Annotated in this window: 15 protein-coding genes and 1 pseudogene; 15 read left to right on the plus strand and 1 reads right to left on the minus strand. The window is 61.0% G+C overall.

The window, feature by feature from the left end; all coding sequences use genetic code 11:
• Nucleotides 1–136 (plus strand): ATP-binding protein (locus PARJ55_RS23540; RefSeq protein ID WP_217809624.1); only part of this gene is annotated, 136 nt, incomplete at its 5' end.
• Here the strand turns inward: PARJ55_RS23540 and PARJ55_RS24900 are convergent.
• Complete coding sequence (locus PARJ55_RS24900; RefSeq protein WP_084637918.1) at nt 75–797, minus strand: helix-turn-helix transcriptional regulator; 723 nt, start codon at nt 795–797, stop codon at nt 75–77. The genes PARJ55_RS23540 and PARJ55_RS24900 overlap by 62 nt on opposite strands.
• Nucleotides 798–1,727: 930 nt before the next feature.
• On the opposite strand from PARJ55_RS24900, the pseudogene PARJ55_RS22550 reads away from it, so the two are divergent.
• From PARJ55_RS22550 to PARJ55_RS0118645, 14 genes and pseudogenes are all read left to right on the plus strand, one after another.
• Nucleotides 1,728–2,545, plus strand: a pseudogene (locus PARJ55_RS22550) (IS110 family transposase); the annotation flags it as partial.
• Between the two features lie 85 nt (nt 2,546–2,630).
• Nucleotides 2,631–2,906 carry a hypothetical protein gene (locus tag PARJ55_RS24655; protein WP_028714385.1) on the plus strand — a complete coding sequence of 92 codons (276 nt, stop codon included), beginning with the start codon at nt 2,631–2,633 and terminating at the stop codon, nt 2,904–2,906.
• 396 nt (nt 2,907–3,302) lie between these two features.
• A complete protein-coding gene (locus PARJ55_RS22555) occupies nt 3,303–4,445 on the plus strand; it encodes a tyrosine-type recombinase/integrase (RefSeq protein ID WP_051416359.1) in 1,143 nt (380 codons plus the stop codon).
• On the plus strand, nt 4,442–5,323 hold the full coding sequence (locus tag PARJ55_RS24130) for a hypothetical protein (protein WP_156929532.1): 882 nt from the start codon (nt 4,442–4,444) through the stop codon (nt 5,321–5,323). Before PARJ55_RS22555 ends, PARJ55_RS24130 begins: the two co-directional genes overlap by 4 nt.
• Before the next feature lie 225 nt (nt 5,324–5,548).
• Complete coding sequence (locus PARJ55_RS23550; protein WP_028714386.1) at nt 5,549–5,731, plus strand: AlpA family transcriptional regulator; 183 nt, start codon at nt 5,549–5,551, stop codon at nt 5,729–5,731.
• Nucleotides 5,732–5,837: 106 nt separating this feature from the next.
• Complete coding sequence (locus PARJ55_RS22560) at nt 5,838–6,131, plus strand: hypothetical protein (protein ID WP_036714507.1); 294 nt, start codon at nt 5,838–5,840, stop codon at nt 6,129–6,131.
• Nucleotides 6,125–6,346 carry a transcriptional coactivator p15/PC4 family protein gene (locus PARJ55_RS0118615; RefSeq protein ID WP_028714387.1) on the plus strand — a complete coding sequence of 74 codons (222 nt, stop codon included), beginning with the start codon at nt 6,125–6,127 and terminating at the stop codon, nt 6,344–6,346. Before PARJ55_RS22560 ends, PARJ55_RS0118615 begins: the two co-directional genes overlap by 7 nt.
• A gap of 90 nt (nt 6,347–6,436) precedes the next feature.
• Nucleotides 6,437–7,318: a toprim domain-containing protein gene (locus tag PARJ55_RS0118620; RefSeq protein ID WP_028714388.1), complete on the plus strand. Its 882-nt coding sequence runs from the start codon at nt 6,437–6,439 to the stop codon at nt 7,316–7,318.
• Entirely contained in the window at nt 7,315–8,817 is a 1,503-nt protein-coding gene (locus PARJ55_RS0118625) for a YfjI family protein (RefSeq protein WP_084637919.1), read from the plus strand. The genes PARJ55_RS0118620 and PARJ55_RS0118625 overlap by 4 nt, the downstream gene beginning before the upstream one ends.
• Nucleotides 8,807–8,956, plus strand: a complete 150-nt coding sequence (locus PARJ55_RS24135; protein WP_156929533.1) for a hypothetical protein — start codon at nt 8,807–8,809, stop codon at nt 8,954–8,956. The genes PARJ55_RS0118625 and PARJ55_RS24135 overlap by 11 nt, the downstream gene beginning before the upstream one ends.
• Nucleotides 8,953–9,516: a hypothetical protein gene (locus tag PARJ55_RS24140; protein WP_156929534.1), complete on the plus strand. Its 564-nt coding sequence runs from the start codon at nt 8,953–8,955 to the stop codon at nt 9,514–9,516. Before PARJ55_RS24135 ends, PARJ55_RS24140 begins: the two co-directional genes overlap by 4 nt.
• Nucleotides 9,517–10,241: 725 nt before the next feature.
• Nucleotides 10,242–12,998, plus strand: coding sequence for a DNA methyltransferase (locus PARJ55_RS0118630; protein WP_028714390.1), 2,757 nt, complete (start codon nt 10,242–10,244; stop codon nt 12,996–12,998).
• 206 nt (nt 12,999–13,204) lie between these two features.
• Nucleotides 13,205–15,259, plus strand: a complete 2,055-nt coding sequence (locus PARJ55_RS0118640) for a DEAD/DEAH box helicase (protein WP_028714391.1) — start codon at nt 13,205–13,207, stop codon at nt 15,257–15,259.
• Nucleotides 15,252–16,439: a GIY-YIG nuclease family protein gene (locus PARJ55_RS0118645; RefSeq protein ID WP_028714392.1), complete on the plus strand. Its 1,188-nt coding sequence runs from the start codon at nt 15,252–15,254 to the stop codon at nt 16,437–16,439. Before PARJ55_RS0118640 ends, PARJ55_RS0118645 begins: the two co-directional genes overlap by 8 nt.
• The last annotated feature ends 464 nt before the right edge of the window (nt 16,440–16,903 follow it).

Below are 16,903 nucleotides of genomic sequence, written 5' to 3' on the forward strand. Positions count from 1 at the left end.
TGAATGGACGGAAACCTTCGGTTCCGAGCGTCTCACCGGCGCGCTGCTCGACCGACTGACCCACCACGTCAACATCATCGAGATGAACGGCGAAAGCTATCGCCTCGCCAACAGCACAGCCCGTAAACAGCGCTGATCACCATAAAATATCTACCCACGATTGGCCCTAAGGGGCCAGTGCGCCATGGCTCGCGCCAGCTATGTGGCCAGCGCGCGCGCCATGGCGCACCCCCCAACTGGCCGGACTTTACGCCGCCGCCCCGGCCGACTTTTGCTCCGCCGTTGACAATTAAAGCATGAAGCTTTCGCATGTGTCTCGGATCGGAAAAAGGAGAGCCCCGTTCGGAAAAAACCTCTACGGTTGTGGCGTATGTAAGGCCATCTCTTTGGTAAATTCTTGTTACGGCTCGCATAATTTTCCTGGGCGTCATGGGCATGGCGCACAGCCTGTGATAAGTGCCGCAGTATAATGCAAGCTTATCTTGAATGACCGGACTGCTCCCCAGCATCCGAGTGATGGTATCAGATACGTCCGCAGGAATATTCGCTCGCATGATCGCATTGTTGCGCGCTTCCTGAAAATCTTGCGGGGGAAGAAAAAGATCTTCGACTGGAACTTTAAATCTTGCAGCGATGTGCGAGAGTGATCGTAAGGATGGGGTTGAGGTTCCGCTAAGATACTTGTTTAGTTGCTGCCTATTGATTCCTAATGCAGCTGCCGCAAAAGAGATCGATTCCATTTCTGAGATAAGGTTTCTCAGGTTGCTTCGGAGATTATAGATATTTTGGTTTCTCATACTCGCTATCCTGGATAGGCGCTAGCTGGTAACAGATATGGATGGGCCAGTGTTGGCGAAGAGAGGCGAATTGCTCATCTCTTCATGATGTTCTGCCCAAGATATTCACCTGCATTTGCTAGGCCTGAAGCTCACAGTTCACTTGTCGCCTAAGGGTTGTGACCTTGCGGAGTTACCTGTTTCGGTATCGCTGGGCGACGGATCAGTGCTTCAATGTTGTCAATAGTATAGCACGATGCGGTGCCCTTCGCGATTAGAAAGCATTGATCCTAGTGCGTGCGCCAGATGGCACACTGCTCCTAACTACATTGTTGCGAAACTACCTCAAAAGGCAGCAACGGGGCGTCGCTTGCGGCATTCTATGAAGCCCTGTAGCGGCTGATATGAAGCTCCACAGCTCTCTTGGGGCGAGGGGCGGTTCTCTGGAAGTTCGCAGGTTTATGGGGTAGTGCAGCGCGCGCTGATCTGCCCTCTCTGGATGGGGCCCTGTTGTTCCGGATCTTGGCGTCAATGGCATGGAGTTCGGAGGTACAGACCATCGGGAGCTTCTCGGAGCCATTGCGGCCAGATCTCTCTGGATTTGCTTCCGGCATGCGCCGAATGTCCCCACACCAATGGCGCGCCGCCCGCACGTGAGGGCCGGTCGGCGCATTGCAGCCAAGATGTCGGCTTTTAGAATTTCCTCGAAGTCGCTCAGGAAGGCTTCGGCATTCTCGCCTGCGCGGCGGCGGGCGTAGAAATAGACCATGCTAGGCGGGCTGAGCCTCGCCGGGTTACGCGGCCCTGGGTTCATGTTCCAGAGCCGCTTAGAAGTTGGTCTCGGCTTCTGCCGGGGGAGCTCGCGATCGGTTCGGGCAGACGGCGATTGTTGAATCTGTCGATCCATTCCAGCGTAGCATATGCGACGGCCCCAAACTGCCCCGGTAATCGATGGGGTGGACGCCCCCGGCGCACGGCGCTGGATCGGATGGGTCAGTGGTGTTCCGCCGCAAGCTGTCGCGGGTGCAGTTGCTAAGTTCATGGCAGCGCAGGCGCCCTGTGTGGTGGCGATGGAAGCTTGCGCCAGTGCGCCTCATTGGGCCCGGGCAATCGGCGGCTTGGGTCACAAGGCGCGGTTGATCCCGCCGGCCTATGTGAAGCCGTTCGTGAAGCGGCAGAAGAACGACATGGCCGATGCCGAGGCGATCGCGGAAGCGGCTGCGCGCCCGACCATGCGGTTCGTGGCCGTGAAGAGCGAGGTCCAACAGGCCACGGCGATGGCCTACCGAGCCCGAGGCCTTCTGGTTCGCCAGACCCCGCAGACGATCAACGCCCTGCGCGCGCATCTGGCAAACAGGGCATAGTTGCCCCACCGGTCCAGCGCATGTCGGGCGTCTCGCGGCGATCATCGACGGAGATGATGGCATGCTGCCAGCGGCGGTGCGCGATCTGGCGCGCTTCCTGCTGCACCAGATCGCCGGGCTGGCTGGAAGATCATGGGCCTTGACGCTCAGCTTCGCAGGCGCGCGAACGCAGACGACACGGCACGGCGACTGATGACGATCCCAGGAGTGGGCACGGTGACAGCCGCAGCGATCACCGCCTCTGCGCCGCCAATGGAAACCTTCTCCAAAGGGCGGGACTTCGCGGTCTGGGTCGGGCTCACGCCGCGACAACATTCCAGCGGCGGCAAGGATCGGCTGGGCCGGACCTCGAAGATGGGCCAGTGCGACATTTGCCGGTTGCCGATCGTCCGGGCCGTCGCGGTGGGCTCGGCCCGAGATCGAGGGCTTTGGCATCTTCCTGCTGCCAGCGCCGCTGCTGGTGCGTGCCGCTACCGAACGAGCAGCGCCGGTGTCGATCTACGCCGATGGGCTGCACCTGCGCGGGGCGGTCTATCCCGCGCCCGGCAACCGGACCAATAATGCGCTGGCGCAGATGATCCGCATGGCGCTGACAGGGCGGCGCATCGATGACGATCCGGCCTGGGATGCAGAGATACTTGCGCTGGTCGAGACGGCCTGGCAGTTGGTCCGCGATCACGTCTGCACCGGTCTCGGCGGGGTGGTTCAGATCGAGCCCTGGCCGATCACAGGCGACCCACTGCCCGAGCCGATGATGCCGGCGTGAACGGGGCGTTTAAGGTGGGCGTTTCGCGAAACTCGCTTGCTGCAAATCTTGCTGTCACGCCGTGCAAAAATTGGTGTCACGCTACACCCCCGCAGCCGCAATCCGTAGCAGTCAACCGCAAATATAAAGGCGGGCACGAAGGTGGGTAAGTCGCCAAAATTTAGAAATTACATAGATATTTCAAGTGGCAGTGGCGGAGACGAAGGGAGCCGCACCATATTCCGGGGCATTCCCGGATAGTCAAATACGCCGTTGATTTGCTGGATATTCCCTCTTGCCACGTTCCCGCATGTTCCGCTATTGTTCGCCTTGATCCCGTGCTGAGTGGGGGAAGGGATGGCGGAATGAAAGGTTGGGTTCCCTTTGCGAAAGCCTGCGAAGTCTCTGACCGCCCGCATGGTGCAGACGATTACCGAGCCGGGCAAGTATTTCGACGGACACGGCCTCTATCTGCGTGTCGATAAGACGGGCGGCAGGTTCTGGGTCCAGCGGATCGTCATCAATGGCAAGCGGTGCGAGCTTGGCCTCGGCAGTCTGGACTTTGTGACGCTGGCCGAGGCACGTCACGCCGCCTTCGAGAATCGCAAGCTGGCCCGCGCAGGTGGCGACCCCTTATCTGATCGTCGCGAGGCCAAGGCGGTGATGACCTTCGAGGAAGCGGCGCGCGAGGTCCACCGGATACACCTGCCGACATGGAAGAATCCCAAGCATGGCGACCAGTTCATCAACACGCTGGCGACCTATGCTTTCCCGACCATGGGGCCGATCCGCGCCCCGGACGTGAGCACCGCTGATGTTCTGGCAGTTCTGCAACCGATCTGGCTGACCAAGGCCGAGACGGCGCGGCGGGTCAAGCAACGGATCGGCACGGTAATGAAATGGTGCATTGCCAAGGGCTGGCGCAAGGACAATCCCGTGGACGCTGTGGACAAGGGCTTGCCGAAGCAGACGGGCCGGAAGGAACACCGGAAGTCCCTGCCCTACGACGCGGTTGCCGATTGCCTGCATACTGTAGCGGGAACCAATGCGGGCCTGTCCACCAAGCTGTGTTTTGAATTGCTGGTGCTGACCTGTGTTCGGTCGAACGAGGCGCGTGAGGCGCGCTGGGCCGAGGTCGATCTGAAAGCCAAGGTTTGGGAAATACCAGCCGAGCGGATGAAGATGGCCCGCCCACACCGCATCCCCTTGTCCAAGCGCGCCGTGGCGGTGCTGGAACAGGCGAAGGGGCTGGACGACGATCTGGTGTTTCCCGGCAGCAAGAAGGGCAAGCCGCTGTCCGATGCCACCTTGCTCAAGCTGATCCGCGAGAATGGCTATGACGTGGACATTCACGGCTTCCGCACCAGCTTCCGCACATGGGCGCAGGAACGGACGAACTTCCCCCGCGAGGTTCCCGAGGCCGCGCTTGCGCACCAGTCCGGGGATGAAACCGAAAGAGCCTATGCCCGCTCCGATCTGTTCGAGAAGCGGCGCAAGATAATGGAAGCGTGGGCCGGGTATCTGGCCGAGAGGCGCGATAATGTCGTGAGGATAGGGTGAGCAACGAAGATTACAGCTACGGCATTTCAGAGATAGACTTATGGCGGCTTGCCGATGATTTCTCGGTAATCAACGCTGCAACACTCGTAGCTGGTCTGTGGCCGGGCGAGCGGCTTTATGATGAGCAATACGAAGCGTATGCTTTCCAATCAGATCGCACAGGCGAAAAGCTAAGCCGGTTCAACGCGGTTCTGCAAAGCATGAAGGCTTCGATCCTATCTAACAAGCTAGAAGCGCGTATGGCGTTTCCAGCGAGGGTCCGAAATGGCTTCGAAGACATGGGCAGCTATCAGCCTGACGAGCTACACATTCCTCAGTTGCCTTTGCTTCTCTGCATCGAGAACGGCGGAAAACTACTGGCCGCAGTCAATGGCCAATGGAAAATTGATTCTGAGGTTTTTGTACGGTCCACGCCGGACTGGGAAGAAACCTATGTGGAAGCTGAGGAATTAAAACGTTGGCTCAAGGCAAGAGGGGTATTTCCCCCATTCTTCTTCCCGCAAGGTGATGAAAACGGAATCATGAACGCGGATAATCCGCGCTATTCTGCCAAACTCGCGTGTGCGCTGGCGGCTTGGAAGGAAGTCGCCGCGCCGCGCAAAGGCAGGAGTGTAAAGCAGAGCCTCAAGGATTGGGTTATTTCAAATGGCGTCAGGTTTGGACTTGGGGAAGATGGCGTGGTATCAGACACAGCGGCGGAAGAAATCGCTAAGATAGCCAACTGGAACCCGAAAGGTGGAGCGACACCAACTACGTCTGGTGATGTATCGGAAAGTGCAAACCGCGTGGTGTTTCCGAAGCACCCTCAGAACTACACCACAGTTTACTCGGACCGGACTGAAGACCAAGCCTTTATGGATGAAGACGTGCCCTTTTAGAACATCAATGGGGGGCAAGTTTCAGCTAAGCCTGAGGGGGTTTTAAGTATTTGAAAATAACAAATATTTCTTACGCCCCCGTTACATCCTCTGCGACCAGCCACCTTACCGGCCAGATTCAGCCGTGAACCATAGCTTAGGTTTTCGTTACCTGCCCGCCTATTTGTTCCCTGAATGCTTTGCCAGCTTTCCCCCATGTTCCGCAACAGACATGGGAAAGCCATCATGGCAGAGATACATCTTCGCCGCCCCGCCGTTGAGCAAATCACCGGCCTGAGCCGCACCACCATTTACAAGCTGATGAACGCGGGCGAATTCCCGCGCCCGGTCAAAATCACGGGCAAAGCCGTCGCATGGCCGGAGAGCGCCATTTCGCAATGGTTGGCCTCTCGTCCTGTCGCTACATAAAGAAACCGCCACCCCGAGGCATGGGGCGGCGGCGATATTGGTTCGGCGGCATGATACCCCTGAAACATAGCGCCCAGCGCCCCGGCCCGCAAGACAGAGGCCGAGCATGGCAAGCAATTCGAACCGCTGGTATTTCAGCACGACGCAGGTTTTTTGGACCTGCAAGGCTCTTATCGAGGGCCGCCCCCTAAGCACCAAAACCGAAATCCGCGAAGTGAACGGCTGGCGGCTTGCCGCTGTCTGCCACAAGCTGGCGAAGGTCTATCACTGGCCCATTGTGGTTGAATACCGGGGGCCAGAGAATATTGCCCATTACCGCCTGAGGCCGGGGACTGATGTTTCGCGGCTGTCTTTCCCGCCGAGCGCCAAGATGCTTGCGGAAGGTGGTGCGCAATGCTGACGCTGGGCACCATCCGCAAGAACGCCCGCGAGGAAATCCGCTTCACGGTGGAGAACTTCAAAGGGCACGAAATCATCAATCTGCGCGTCTGGTATCGCGATGCTGCCGGGGAATACCGCCCCGGCAAGCAAGGGCTGGCGTTCCGGCTTGAGAAGCTGGGCGACGTGCTGGCGGTGCTGAAAGCAGCCATGAAGGGGGCAGGCCATGAGCATTGATGCCTTGCGCGTCCTGTATCTACGCCGCCTTCACGGTCTGACCGAAACGCAAGCGCAGATTGTCGCCGCGCTGATCTGGGGGGCATGGCAATGAGTGACGCCCGGACCCTGACAATCGCCCTTCGCGGCAAGTGGTATGGCCGCTATGGTCTTGCCTGCTGCCCTGCCCATGGCGACCGCAAGCCCAGCCTGACCATTGCGGACGGGGACGGGGGACGCCTGTTGCTTTCCTGCAAGGCGGGCTGCGCTTTCACCGATGTTCTGGACGCCCTGCGCAGTCTGGGGCTGGTCGAGGGCCGGGGCAGTTATTCCCCGCCCAGCCCGTCCGAGATTGCCCGCCGTGAGGCCGAAGACCGGGCCGAGGCCGGGAAGCGGGAAAGGCAGACGCTGGCCTGCTGGAACGAGGCCCAGCCGATCGGCGGCACCCTTGCCGAAACCTACCTGCGCAGTCGCGGCATCACCTGCGACCTGCCTGATACCCTGCGTTTCCATCCCGATTGCTGGCACCCAAGTGCCCGGCGCTACCCGGCCCTGCTGGCCCGTGTCGATGGCGCGGCCCGCTTCGCGGTGCATCGCACCTATCTCGCCCCCGATGGATCGGGCAAGGCGATGATTGGTCCGCCCAAGGCGATGCTGGGCGCGGTCGCTGGCGGCGCTGTGCGGCTCGCTGAGGCCCAAGGCCCGCTGGTGGTGTGTGAGGGCATAGAGACCGGTCTGAGCCTTGCGGGCGGCCTGCTGGCGCGCCCTGCGACGATCTGGGCGGCGCTGTCCACGTCCGGCATGGCCGTGCTGCGCCTTCCTGACCGCCCGCACCGCCTGACTATCGCCACCGATGGCGACGAACCCGGCAAGGCCGCCGGGCACAAGCTGGCCGAACGTGCATCCGCTCTGGGCTGGACCGTCAGCATTCTGCCCGCGCCAGAGGGGCGCGACTGGAACGACATTCTGATGATGAAAGGGGCCGCAGCATGAACGCTATGCCCGAACCTATCCCGTTCACGCCCGAAGGCCCGCAACCGCTGCTGCGGGAAATCCCCGCAGGCGAAGCCTATCCGGTCCATGCGCTGGGGCCGCTCTGTGATGCCGTGAATGCGGTGCAGGACATCACCCAAGCCCCGGTCGCCATTGCCGCGCAATCGGCCTTGGCGGTGGCATCGCTGGCCGTTCAGCCCTTCGCGGATGTGGAGACCTTGGGCGGGGATGCCCCGCTGTCGCTGTTCTGTCTGACCGTTGCCGAGTCGGGCGAACGCAAATCCACCTGCGACAAGCTGTTGATGACCGGGGCGGGCGACTATGAGCGCGAGACCTGCCGCCAATACAAGACCGACCGGGAGGAATGGGAGACGGCCCGCGAACTGTGGGAAGGCAAGCGCAAACGGCTGCTGGCCGAAGCTGCGGGGGGCAAGGACAAGGCGAAATCGACCGCCGCCGAGGCCGATCTGCGGGCGCTGGGGCCATGCCCGCCCGCGCCGCTGGTGCCGTTTTTGACGGTGCAGGAACCGACCCTTGAGGGCGTCGCAAAGCTGCTGATTGCCGGGCGTCCATCCATCGGCCTTTTCAGCGATGAGGCCGGGGGCTTCATCGGCGGGCACGCGATGAGCCGCGACAACCGGGCTAAGACCGTGGCGGGCCTGTCGAAGCTCTGGGATGGCGACGGGCTGGACCGCATCCGCGCCGGGGATGGAGCCGCGAAGATGCCGGGCCGCAGGCTGGCCGCGCATCTGATGGCGCAGCCTGTTGTTGCTCTGCCGCTGCTGGCTGACCCGCTGGCATCAGGACAGGGGTTTCTTGCCCGGTTTCTCATTACCGAGCCGACAAGTGCTATTGGTTCCCGGTTGCGCCGTGGACATGACCCGGAATCCGAACTTGCCGTCGCCGCCTTCGCGGCCCGTCTGCGCGAGATATTGGAAGCGCCAATGCCGACCGGCGAAGACCCGCAGGAACTCGAACCCCGCCGCCTGCCGCTGTCTCACGGCGCGAAAGAGCTGCTGTGGCGCTTCTATGAGGCGACGGAACAGGCGCAGGCCACTGGTGGCCAGATGGAACACGTTCGGGCCTATGCGTCCAAGAGCGCCGAACAGGCCGCGCGCATCGCCGGGGTGCTGACACTATGGGGCGACCTTCGCGCGCCTGACGTGACGCCGCAGGCGATGAAATGGGGCATCGCTCTGGCGGGCTTCTATCTGAAAGAGGCGCGGCGGCTGGCCGAGGCCGGGCTTGTCTCGGAAGAGACATCAAAGGCCGAACGGCTGCGGCAATGGCTGCTGGAAAGCTGGCCGCATGATGATGTGACGCCGCGTGAGATCATCCGGTTTGGGCCGAACGCGCTGCGGGACGCGAAATCGCTGTCCGGGCCGCTGGCTGCACTGGTGAAGGCCGGATGGCTGGTGGCCTTGCCCGCCGGGACCGTCATTCGCGGCAGCGCCCGCAAGGAAGCCTATCGGATCGTGAGGTCGAGCCATGAAGTTTGATGCTTATGCCGCGCTGTTCGAAATCCGCGCCGAGGAATTGGCGCGGGCTCTGGCGGCCTATGATCTGCGTAGCGTCGTTATTCTCGATGCCGTCCGGGCCGAGCGCCGAAGGGAAGCGAAGAAAGGACGTGACGCATGACCTTCGACTTCGACGCGGCCCTTGCCGAGATTCTGGCCGAACCCGTTGCGACATCCGCGACATTTGCGACAAGCGAACAAAATCAAGTGGCTAACGCTGCGACAAACTTGCGACACACCTGCGACACGGCAGGGCATAAAGTCCCGTGTCGCAACGGCGTCGCAGCCGTGTCGCAAGATAAGGCTTTGAATAATAACGAATGTCGCAATGTCGCAAATGTCGCAAGCCAGATTATCCCGCGGCCGGGCCGCAGCTACAGCCCCGAGGCCGTCCGGCAGGACGTGGCCGCCGAAATCCAGCGTCAGGCCGGAGGTATGCCGCCCCGCGCCTCCGCCCCTTCACGGGCAGGTGATGCAGAATATCCCTATGGCGTGACTGCCGGGGGATATCCCCGGATATGGACAGGCCGTCCGGTATCTGTAGCTGAGTGGCGGAACATGTCGGAATGGGAACGCCACGGGCCGAAGGGGCTTATGCTCTGCGGCATCTGCCGGACCTGGGTTGACGCCTTCCCAGCCTGCCATGAAGGGCAACAGAGAGGAAAGCACCATGCATCATGATGTCTCCAAAGCCGAAATCATCCGCTAATGCGTTTTGCGGGAAAGGCTCGGGGAGATTGCCGCCCGCTATCGGGTTTCGCCCAGCACCCTGCGCCGCCGCCTGAGCGCAGAAGGGCAGGAAAGGCGCGAACCATCCCAGAGACCCCGCAATGGGGCCGGCAGAGCGCGGCCTGTCCAACGTCGCAGTGCAGTAGTGCAAAAGCTCATGGGAAGCGCCTGCTGTGCCATCAGCGTTACGCGCTCTGATCCTGATAAAGTGGCTGCATCGCTGCCTGTATGTGAAAGCAGGTTGTCGGCCTCACCGCACGTGTCCTGCTGCCTTCAGGACGCAAAACCCTGCAAGTGCCTATCAGCCTGGGACCAACTGCCAGCAATCGACCAGGCGAGCGCGGACATGTCTGGGCCGCGATCCGCTCCTCGGGATGGAGATGGCGGCGCGGGAATTCATCGCCAGATAGTGCGGCATCAAGCTGAAAAGAACAGCGCGCCTCTCAAGCCCATTTCCGGTGTGAACAACCCTTCAGGTGACGATTATGGCCCTGTTGCGGGGTGGCATGGCCAGGGATCGCGGCAACCCGCTAAAGTAACAGACTCAGTCTGCCTGCAAGCGGCTGGCGAAGGTGGATATGGAAGACCCTGTCGTGAACGATTAAGCTACGCGGCGGCATGGTCAGTTTCAGCAATTCGTGCCGTTCCATCCGCCTGAGCCGTGAGCATCTGCCCCGATGAATGCCGTCGAAATCGAAGAAGCCGTCTCCGCCCTCGCGGAAAAGCCGTTTTCCGCCGAAGATTTTCCCTATGATTTCCTGCTTGCCTTCGGGAACCCGGAAACCACGATCAAGCGGCTGCGCGCGGGCAGCACGAACCGTTCTGACCTTGGCGGAGTGCTGCAAACCAACAACATCCATATCCTGACCTGTGCCGGGGGCGAGGTTTCCGCCGCCATGACCGCCCTGCGCGACAGCGATGCGACCAGACGGGCGAAGGCGAAATTCATCCTCGCCACCGATGGCGCCGAGCTTCAGGCCGAGGATCTTGCCTCTGACGAGCTGATCGTCTGCCGCTATACCGATTTCGCCAACCATTTCGGCTTCTTTCTGCCGCTGGCGGGGATCACCACCGTCAAGGCGATCCGTGACAGCGCCTTTGACATCAGGGCCACCGGCCGCCTCAACCGGCTTTACATCGAACTGCTGAAGGACAACCCCGAATGGGGTGCCGACGCGCGCCGCCATGACATGAATCAGTTCATGGCCCGGCTGATCTTCTGCTTCTTCGCCGAGGACACCGGTATCTTCAACGGCGAGGGGCTGTTCACCCGCACCGTCGAAACGATGAGCGCCCGCGACAGTTCCAACACGCATGAGGTCATCGCCACCCTGTTCGGCGCGATGAACCTGCCGCATGACCGGCGCGCGGCGTCGGGGCTGCCGCGATGGGCCTGCCCCTTTCCTTATGTCAATGGCGAACTGTTCTCTGGCACAACCGAAGTGCCGCGCTTCAGCAAGATCGCGCGCTCCTACCTGCTGACGATCGGCGGGCTGAACTGGAAGCAGATCAACCCCGACATCTTCGGCTCGATGATCCAGGCGGTGGCGGACGACAGCGAACGCGGCGCACTGGGCATGCACTACACATCTGTGCCGAACATTCTGAAGGTGCTGAACCCGCTGTTTCTGGATGACCTGCGCGCCGCGCTGGCCGAGGCGGGCGAGAACGGGCGCAAACTGCTGAACCTGCGCGCCCGCATGGCGAAAATCAGGGTGTTCGACCCGGCATGCGGATCGGGCAATTTCCTTGTCATCGCCTATAAGGAGATGCGCGCGATCGAGGCCGAGATCAACCGCCGCCGGGGCGAGGCCGACCGGCGGTCGGAGATCAGCCTGACCAATTTCCGCGGCATCGAACTGCGCGATTTTCCGGCGACCATCGCCCGGCTGGCGCTGATTATCGCGGAATATCAATGCGACGTGCTGCACCGGGGCCAGCGAGAGGCGACGCGCGATTTCCTGCCGCTGGACAGCAAGAACTGGATCACCTGCGGCAATGCGCTGCGGCTGGACTGGCTGTCGATCTGCCCGCCCACCGGCAAGGCCGTGAAGCTGCGCGGCGATGACCTGTTTTCCACCCCTCTGGATCAGGCCGAGATTGATTTCGAGAACGAGGGCGGCGAGACCTATATCTGCGGCAACCCGCCCTATCTGGGGTCAACCTGGCAGAGCGCCGAACAAAAGGACGATCTGAAACGCATCTTCGACGGGCGGGCGAAGAACTGGAAATCGCTGGACTATGTGGCGGGCTGGTTCATGAAGGCGGCTGATTACGGGCTGCACACGCCGACCTCGGCCGCCTTTGTGACGACCAATTCCATCTGTCAGGGGCAACAGGTGCCGATCCTCTGGCCGCTGATCTTCGGCATGGGCTATGAGATCGCCTTCGCCCATACCAGCTTCAAATGGGCGAACCTTGCGGCCCATAACGCGGGCGTCACCGTGGCGATCGTCGGCATTTCCAATCATCACACAGGGGCGAAGCGACTGTTTTCCTTGAACGACGATGGGAAAACCGTCTTGCGCGAGGTTAACAGCATCAACGCCTATCTTGTGGCCGGAACGAATGTCATTATCGACAAATTAAATAGGCCCATGAGCGAACTTGCCGAGATGAGTTTTGGTAATAAGCCCGTGGATGGCGGCAATCTATTGCTTTCGAGCGCCGAGGTTGAGGCCCTTGGCCTGACATCTGCACAACAGACCCGTTTTATCCGACGTATCTATGGATCAGCAGAATTCATCCGTGGACAATCACGTTACTGTCTGTGGATCAAGGACGCAGATCTACCCGAAGCAATGGAGGTTTTGGGTATTGCCCGTAGGCTTGAAAGTGTGAAAGCGATGCGCTTGGCAAGCCCGAAGCAAGCAACTATCGAAAGTGCCGCCTCCGCGCACCGTTTTGGGGAGGTGCGGCAACGCGGCGATGAAACGGTAATGATTGTCCCCAGTGTTTCATCTGAATCGCGGGACTATCTTCCTGTCGGTTACGAACCTGCTGGAACTGTCGTCAGCAACCTCGCCTTCGCCCTCTTCGATGCCCCGCTCTGGAACATGGCGCTGATTGCCTCACGCCTGCATCTGGTCTGGATCGGCACCGTCTGCGGCAAGCTGGAAACCCGCTACCGTTATTCCAACACCCTCGGCTGGAACACCTTCCCTGTGCCAAAGCTGACCGAAAAGAACCGGGCCGATCTGACCCGCTGCGCCGAAGACATCCTTCTGGCGCGAGAGGCGCATTTCCCCGCCACCATCGCCGACCTCTACGACCCCAAAAAGATGCCCGCCGATCTGCGCGCCGCCCATGACCGCAATGACGAAACACTCGAACGCATCTATATCGGCCGCCGCTTCCGCAACGACACCGAACGGCTGGAACATCTGTTCAGCCTTTATACCAAAATGACCACCCGGCCAAAGGAGCGCGCATGAGCCACTATTCCCAGGGGGGGCGATGCCAAGGCCCTTTCCCGCATTGCAAAGGCGCATTTCGGCGGTCGTTACAAGGCGATGTTTCAGGCATATGGCTGGCGGCTGGAACCCGGTCAGCAATATATGCATCAGGCCTCTTCCCGCATCAAAGCGCATTACGGCTCGATCGCCGCTTTCGAGGCGTATTTCGACAGCAAGGATAACCGATGAAGCGTTCCGTTCCCTCTGTTTCCGTCACCTATGGGCAAAACGGCAGTTCGACCCGCGCCAACGAGCTGGGCATGCGGCCGATGCAGGAGCGCGCATTCGAGAAGCGCGGCGAGCAATATCTGCTTATCAAGTCGCCGCCCGCCTCGGGCAAAAGCCGGGCGCTGATGTTCATTGCGCTGGACAAGCTGCACAATCAGGGTCTGCGCAAGGCGATCATCGTGGTGCCGGAAAAGTCGATCGGGGCAAGTTTCGCCAACGAGCCCCTGACGAGATACGGCTTCTGGGCCGATTGGGTGGTGGCGCCGAAATGGAACCTGTGCAATGCGCCGGGCGAGGATGGCGGCAAGGTCAATTCGGTGCGCGCATTTCTGGAGGGTGAGGACCGGATACTGGTCTGCACCCATGCGACCTTCCGCTTTGCCTTCGACCGGTTCGGGGCCGAAGCCTTTGATGACTGCCTGATTGCGGTGGACGAGTTTCACCATGTTTCGGCCAACCCGGACAACCGGCTGGGCAGTCAGCTTGCTGCGCTGATCGCGCGCGGGCGGGTGCATATCGTCGCCATGACGGGATCCTATTTCCGAGGCGATGCCGAGGCGGTTCTGCTGCCCGAAGACGAGGAAAAGTTTGAGACCGTCACCTATACCTATTACGAACAGCTCAACGGCTATCGCTGGCTCAAGCGGCTCGACATCGGGTATTTCTTCTATTCCGGCGCCTATGTGGACGACATCATGCAGGTGCTGGACCCGGACGAAAAGACCATCATCCATATCCCCAGCGTCAATTCGCGCGAAAGCACCAAGGACAAGATCCGCGAGGTGGAAGCCATTCTTGGTGCGATCGGCACCTGGGAAGGGACGGATGCGGCGACGGGCTTTCAGCTTGTGCGGACGGCGCAGGGGCGGCTGTTGCGTATCGCCGATCTGGTCGATGACGCAGCCGGACGGCGCGAGCGGGTTGTTGCCGCGCTGAAAGACCCGGCGCAGAAGATGAACCGCGACCATGTGGACATCATCATCGCGCTTGGCATGGCGAAAGAGGGGTTCGACTGGATCTGGTGCGAACATGCGCTGACGGTGGGCTACCGGGCCAGCCTGACCGAGATCGTGCAGATCATCGGCCGCGCCACCCGCGACGCCGAGGGCAAGACGCGGGCGCGCTTCACCAACCTGATCGCCGAGCCTGACGCTTCCGAGGAAGCGGTGCGCGAGGCGGTGAACGATACGCTCAAGGCGATCGCCGCCAGCCTGCTGATGGAACAGGTGCTGACCCCGCGCTTCGAGTTCCGTCCGAAAGCGCCACAGAACGAGGCGACGCCGGGCTTCAACTATGGCGCGGAGGGGTATCAGCCCGGCAAGTGCAACGTGGGTTTCAACGAGGAACAGGGCACGTTCCAGATCGAGATCAAGGGCCTTGCGCCGCCCAGGAGCGACGAGGCGCAGCGCATCTGCCAGCAGGATCTGAGCGAAGTGATCGCCGCCTTTGTGCAGGACAAGACGACGATCGAGCGCGGCCTGTTCGATGGCGATCATGTCGGTGGCGAAACGCTGGCGCAGGATCTGACCATTCAGCGGATGGGCAAGATCATCAAGGATCGCTATCCGTCGCTTGATGCCGAGGATCAGGAATCCGTGCGCCAGCATGCGATTGCCGCACTGAACCTGACGCAACAGGCCAAGGCCGCCATTCTCGACGCAGAAGAACGATCGGGAAGCACTGCATTCGTGGATGGGGTGCGCCGTTTTGCGCTCAGCGTGACCGAGCTGGACATCGACCTGATCGACCGGATCAACCCTTTCGCGGAAGCCTATTCGATCCTGTCGAAAGCGATGGATGAAACCCGGTTGAAGCAGGTGGCGGCGATCATCGGTGCAAAGAAGGTGCAGCTCACGCTGGATGAGGCGCGCGAACTTGCCCGCCGCGCCTTGCGGTTCAAGCAAGAGCGTGGCCGTCTGCCTGAGATGACCGCCGCCGATCCCTGGGAGCGGCGCATGGCCGAGGGTGTGGCCTTCATGGCGCGCATGAAGCGGGAGCAGGCGCATGGCTGACAAGGCCCTGACCGAAGAGGACGACGCGCTTCTGGCGGAACTCGGCGTCGATATATCCGCAAAGCCCGCGCCCACCCGCAGCCCCCGCGAGGAGCGGATCATCGCGGGGTTCGAGGACATTCAGCGCTTTGTCGATGAACATGGCCGGGTTCCCCTGCATGGAGAGGATCGCGATATCTTCGAGCGCCTCTATGCGGTGCGTCTCGACAGGATCCGCGATTTGCCGGAATGCCGCGACCTGTGCCTTCCACTCGACCGTCAGGGGTTGCTTGCGGAGGGTGGTGATCCGGTGTCTGAGCTGGACGACGACGCCCTGCTGGCCGAATTGGGGGTCGATGATGACGCGCCAGAGATTGCCGTTCTTCAGCACGTTCGTTCCTCGGCCGAGCGGAAGGCGGCCGAAGAGATAGCGTCCCGGCAGGCATGTGCGGATTTCGACAGGTTCCGCCCCCTGTTTGAACAGGTTCAGGCCGATCTTGATGCGGGGTTGCGGGAAACCCGGCCTTTCGAGCTGAAGGCCGAGATCGAGCAGGGCCGCTTCTTCATCGTCGGCGGTCAGAAAGCCTATGTCGCCGAGATGGGAGAGATGATCACCACGGAACATGGTCGAACCGATGCCCGGCTGCGCGTGATCTTCGACAATGGCACCGAAAGCAACATGCTGATGCGCTCGCTTCAGCGCGCCCTGAACAAGGACGAAGCCGGACGGCGGATCACCGAGCCCCTGGCCGGGCCGCTTTTTGCAGGTCAGGCCACAGAGGGTGACATCGAAAGTGGCACGATCTATGTGCTGCGCAGCAAGTCAGATCACCCTCTGGTCGCGGCCAACCGCGAATTGGTCCACAAGATCGGCGTGACCAGCAACAGCGTGGAACAGCGCATCGCGGGCGCAAGATTGCAGACGACCTATCTCATGGCCGATGTGGAAGTGGTCGCAACCTACAAGCTGTTCAATATCGGGCGGACGAAGCTGGAAAACCTGATCCACCGGGTTTTCGGACCGGCTCGGCTCGACATCGAGATCAAGGATCGCTTCGGACGGCCAGTCATTCCGCAGGAATGGTTCCTTGTTCCGCTGTTCGTCATTGATGAGGCGGTTGAGCGGATCAGGAGTGGCACGATCATCGACTATATCTACGACCCGGCAGCTGCTGCACTGGTGGCGCAACCAAGGAAGTAGAAGCGCGCTTTCGACTCATGCCTGCCCGGCCAGCCGTGAAGGGGGCAGCACGGGGAAGGCTTCGCCCTGAGAATTACCCTGATACGGCGCTACGAAGCCGAGCGTGAAGATTTGCGTCCGCTCATTACGCGCGTGGAGCGTAAGCGTCCGCATACAGAAGTTCGAAGGCGCGGCGGCTGAGGCAGGCTGTATCGTAGCACAATACGCGCGCGAGGGCAGGCACTTGAAAAATATCAAGAGAAAATCAAAACCGCCTGACCGATCAGCGGGGGGTATGCAAAACTCCAAGCCCCGCCAGCCCCGGACCCGCCGCCCAGCTTCCCGCTGCTAAACCGTAAGAAAAAATTCCGGCCCGCCCAATGCCGCATAAGAACCTGACATTTCTTTGCACCAGAACTGCAAAGCAGCAAGGCCGCGCATGTCAAGAAATGTTAAGGTCCCCGCGCGAAGTTTGTCGCAGGTGT

Source organism: Paracoccus sp. J55, from assembly GCF_000513975.1.
Lineage (GTDB): Bacteria > Pseudomonadota > Alphaproteobacteria > Rhodobacterales > Rhodobacteraceae > Paracoccus.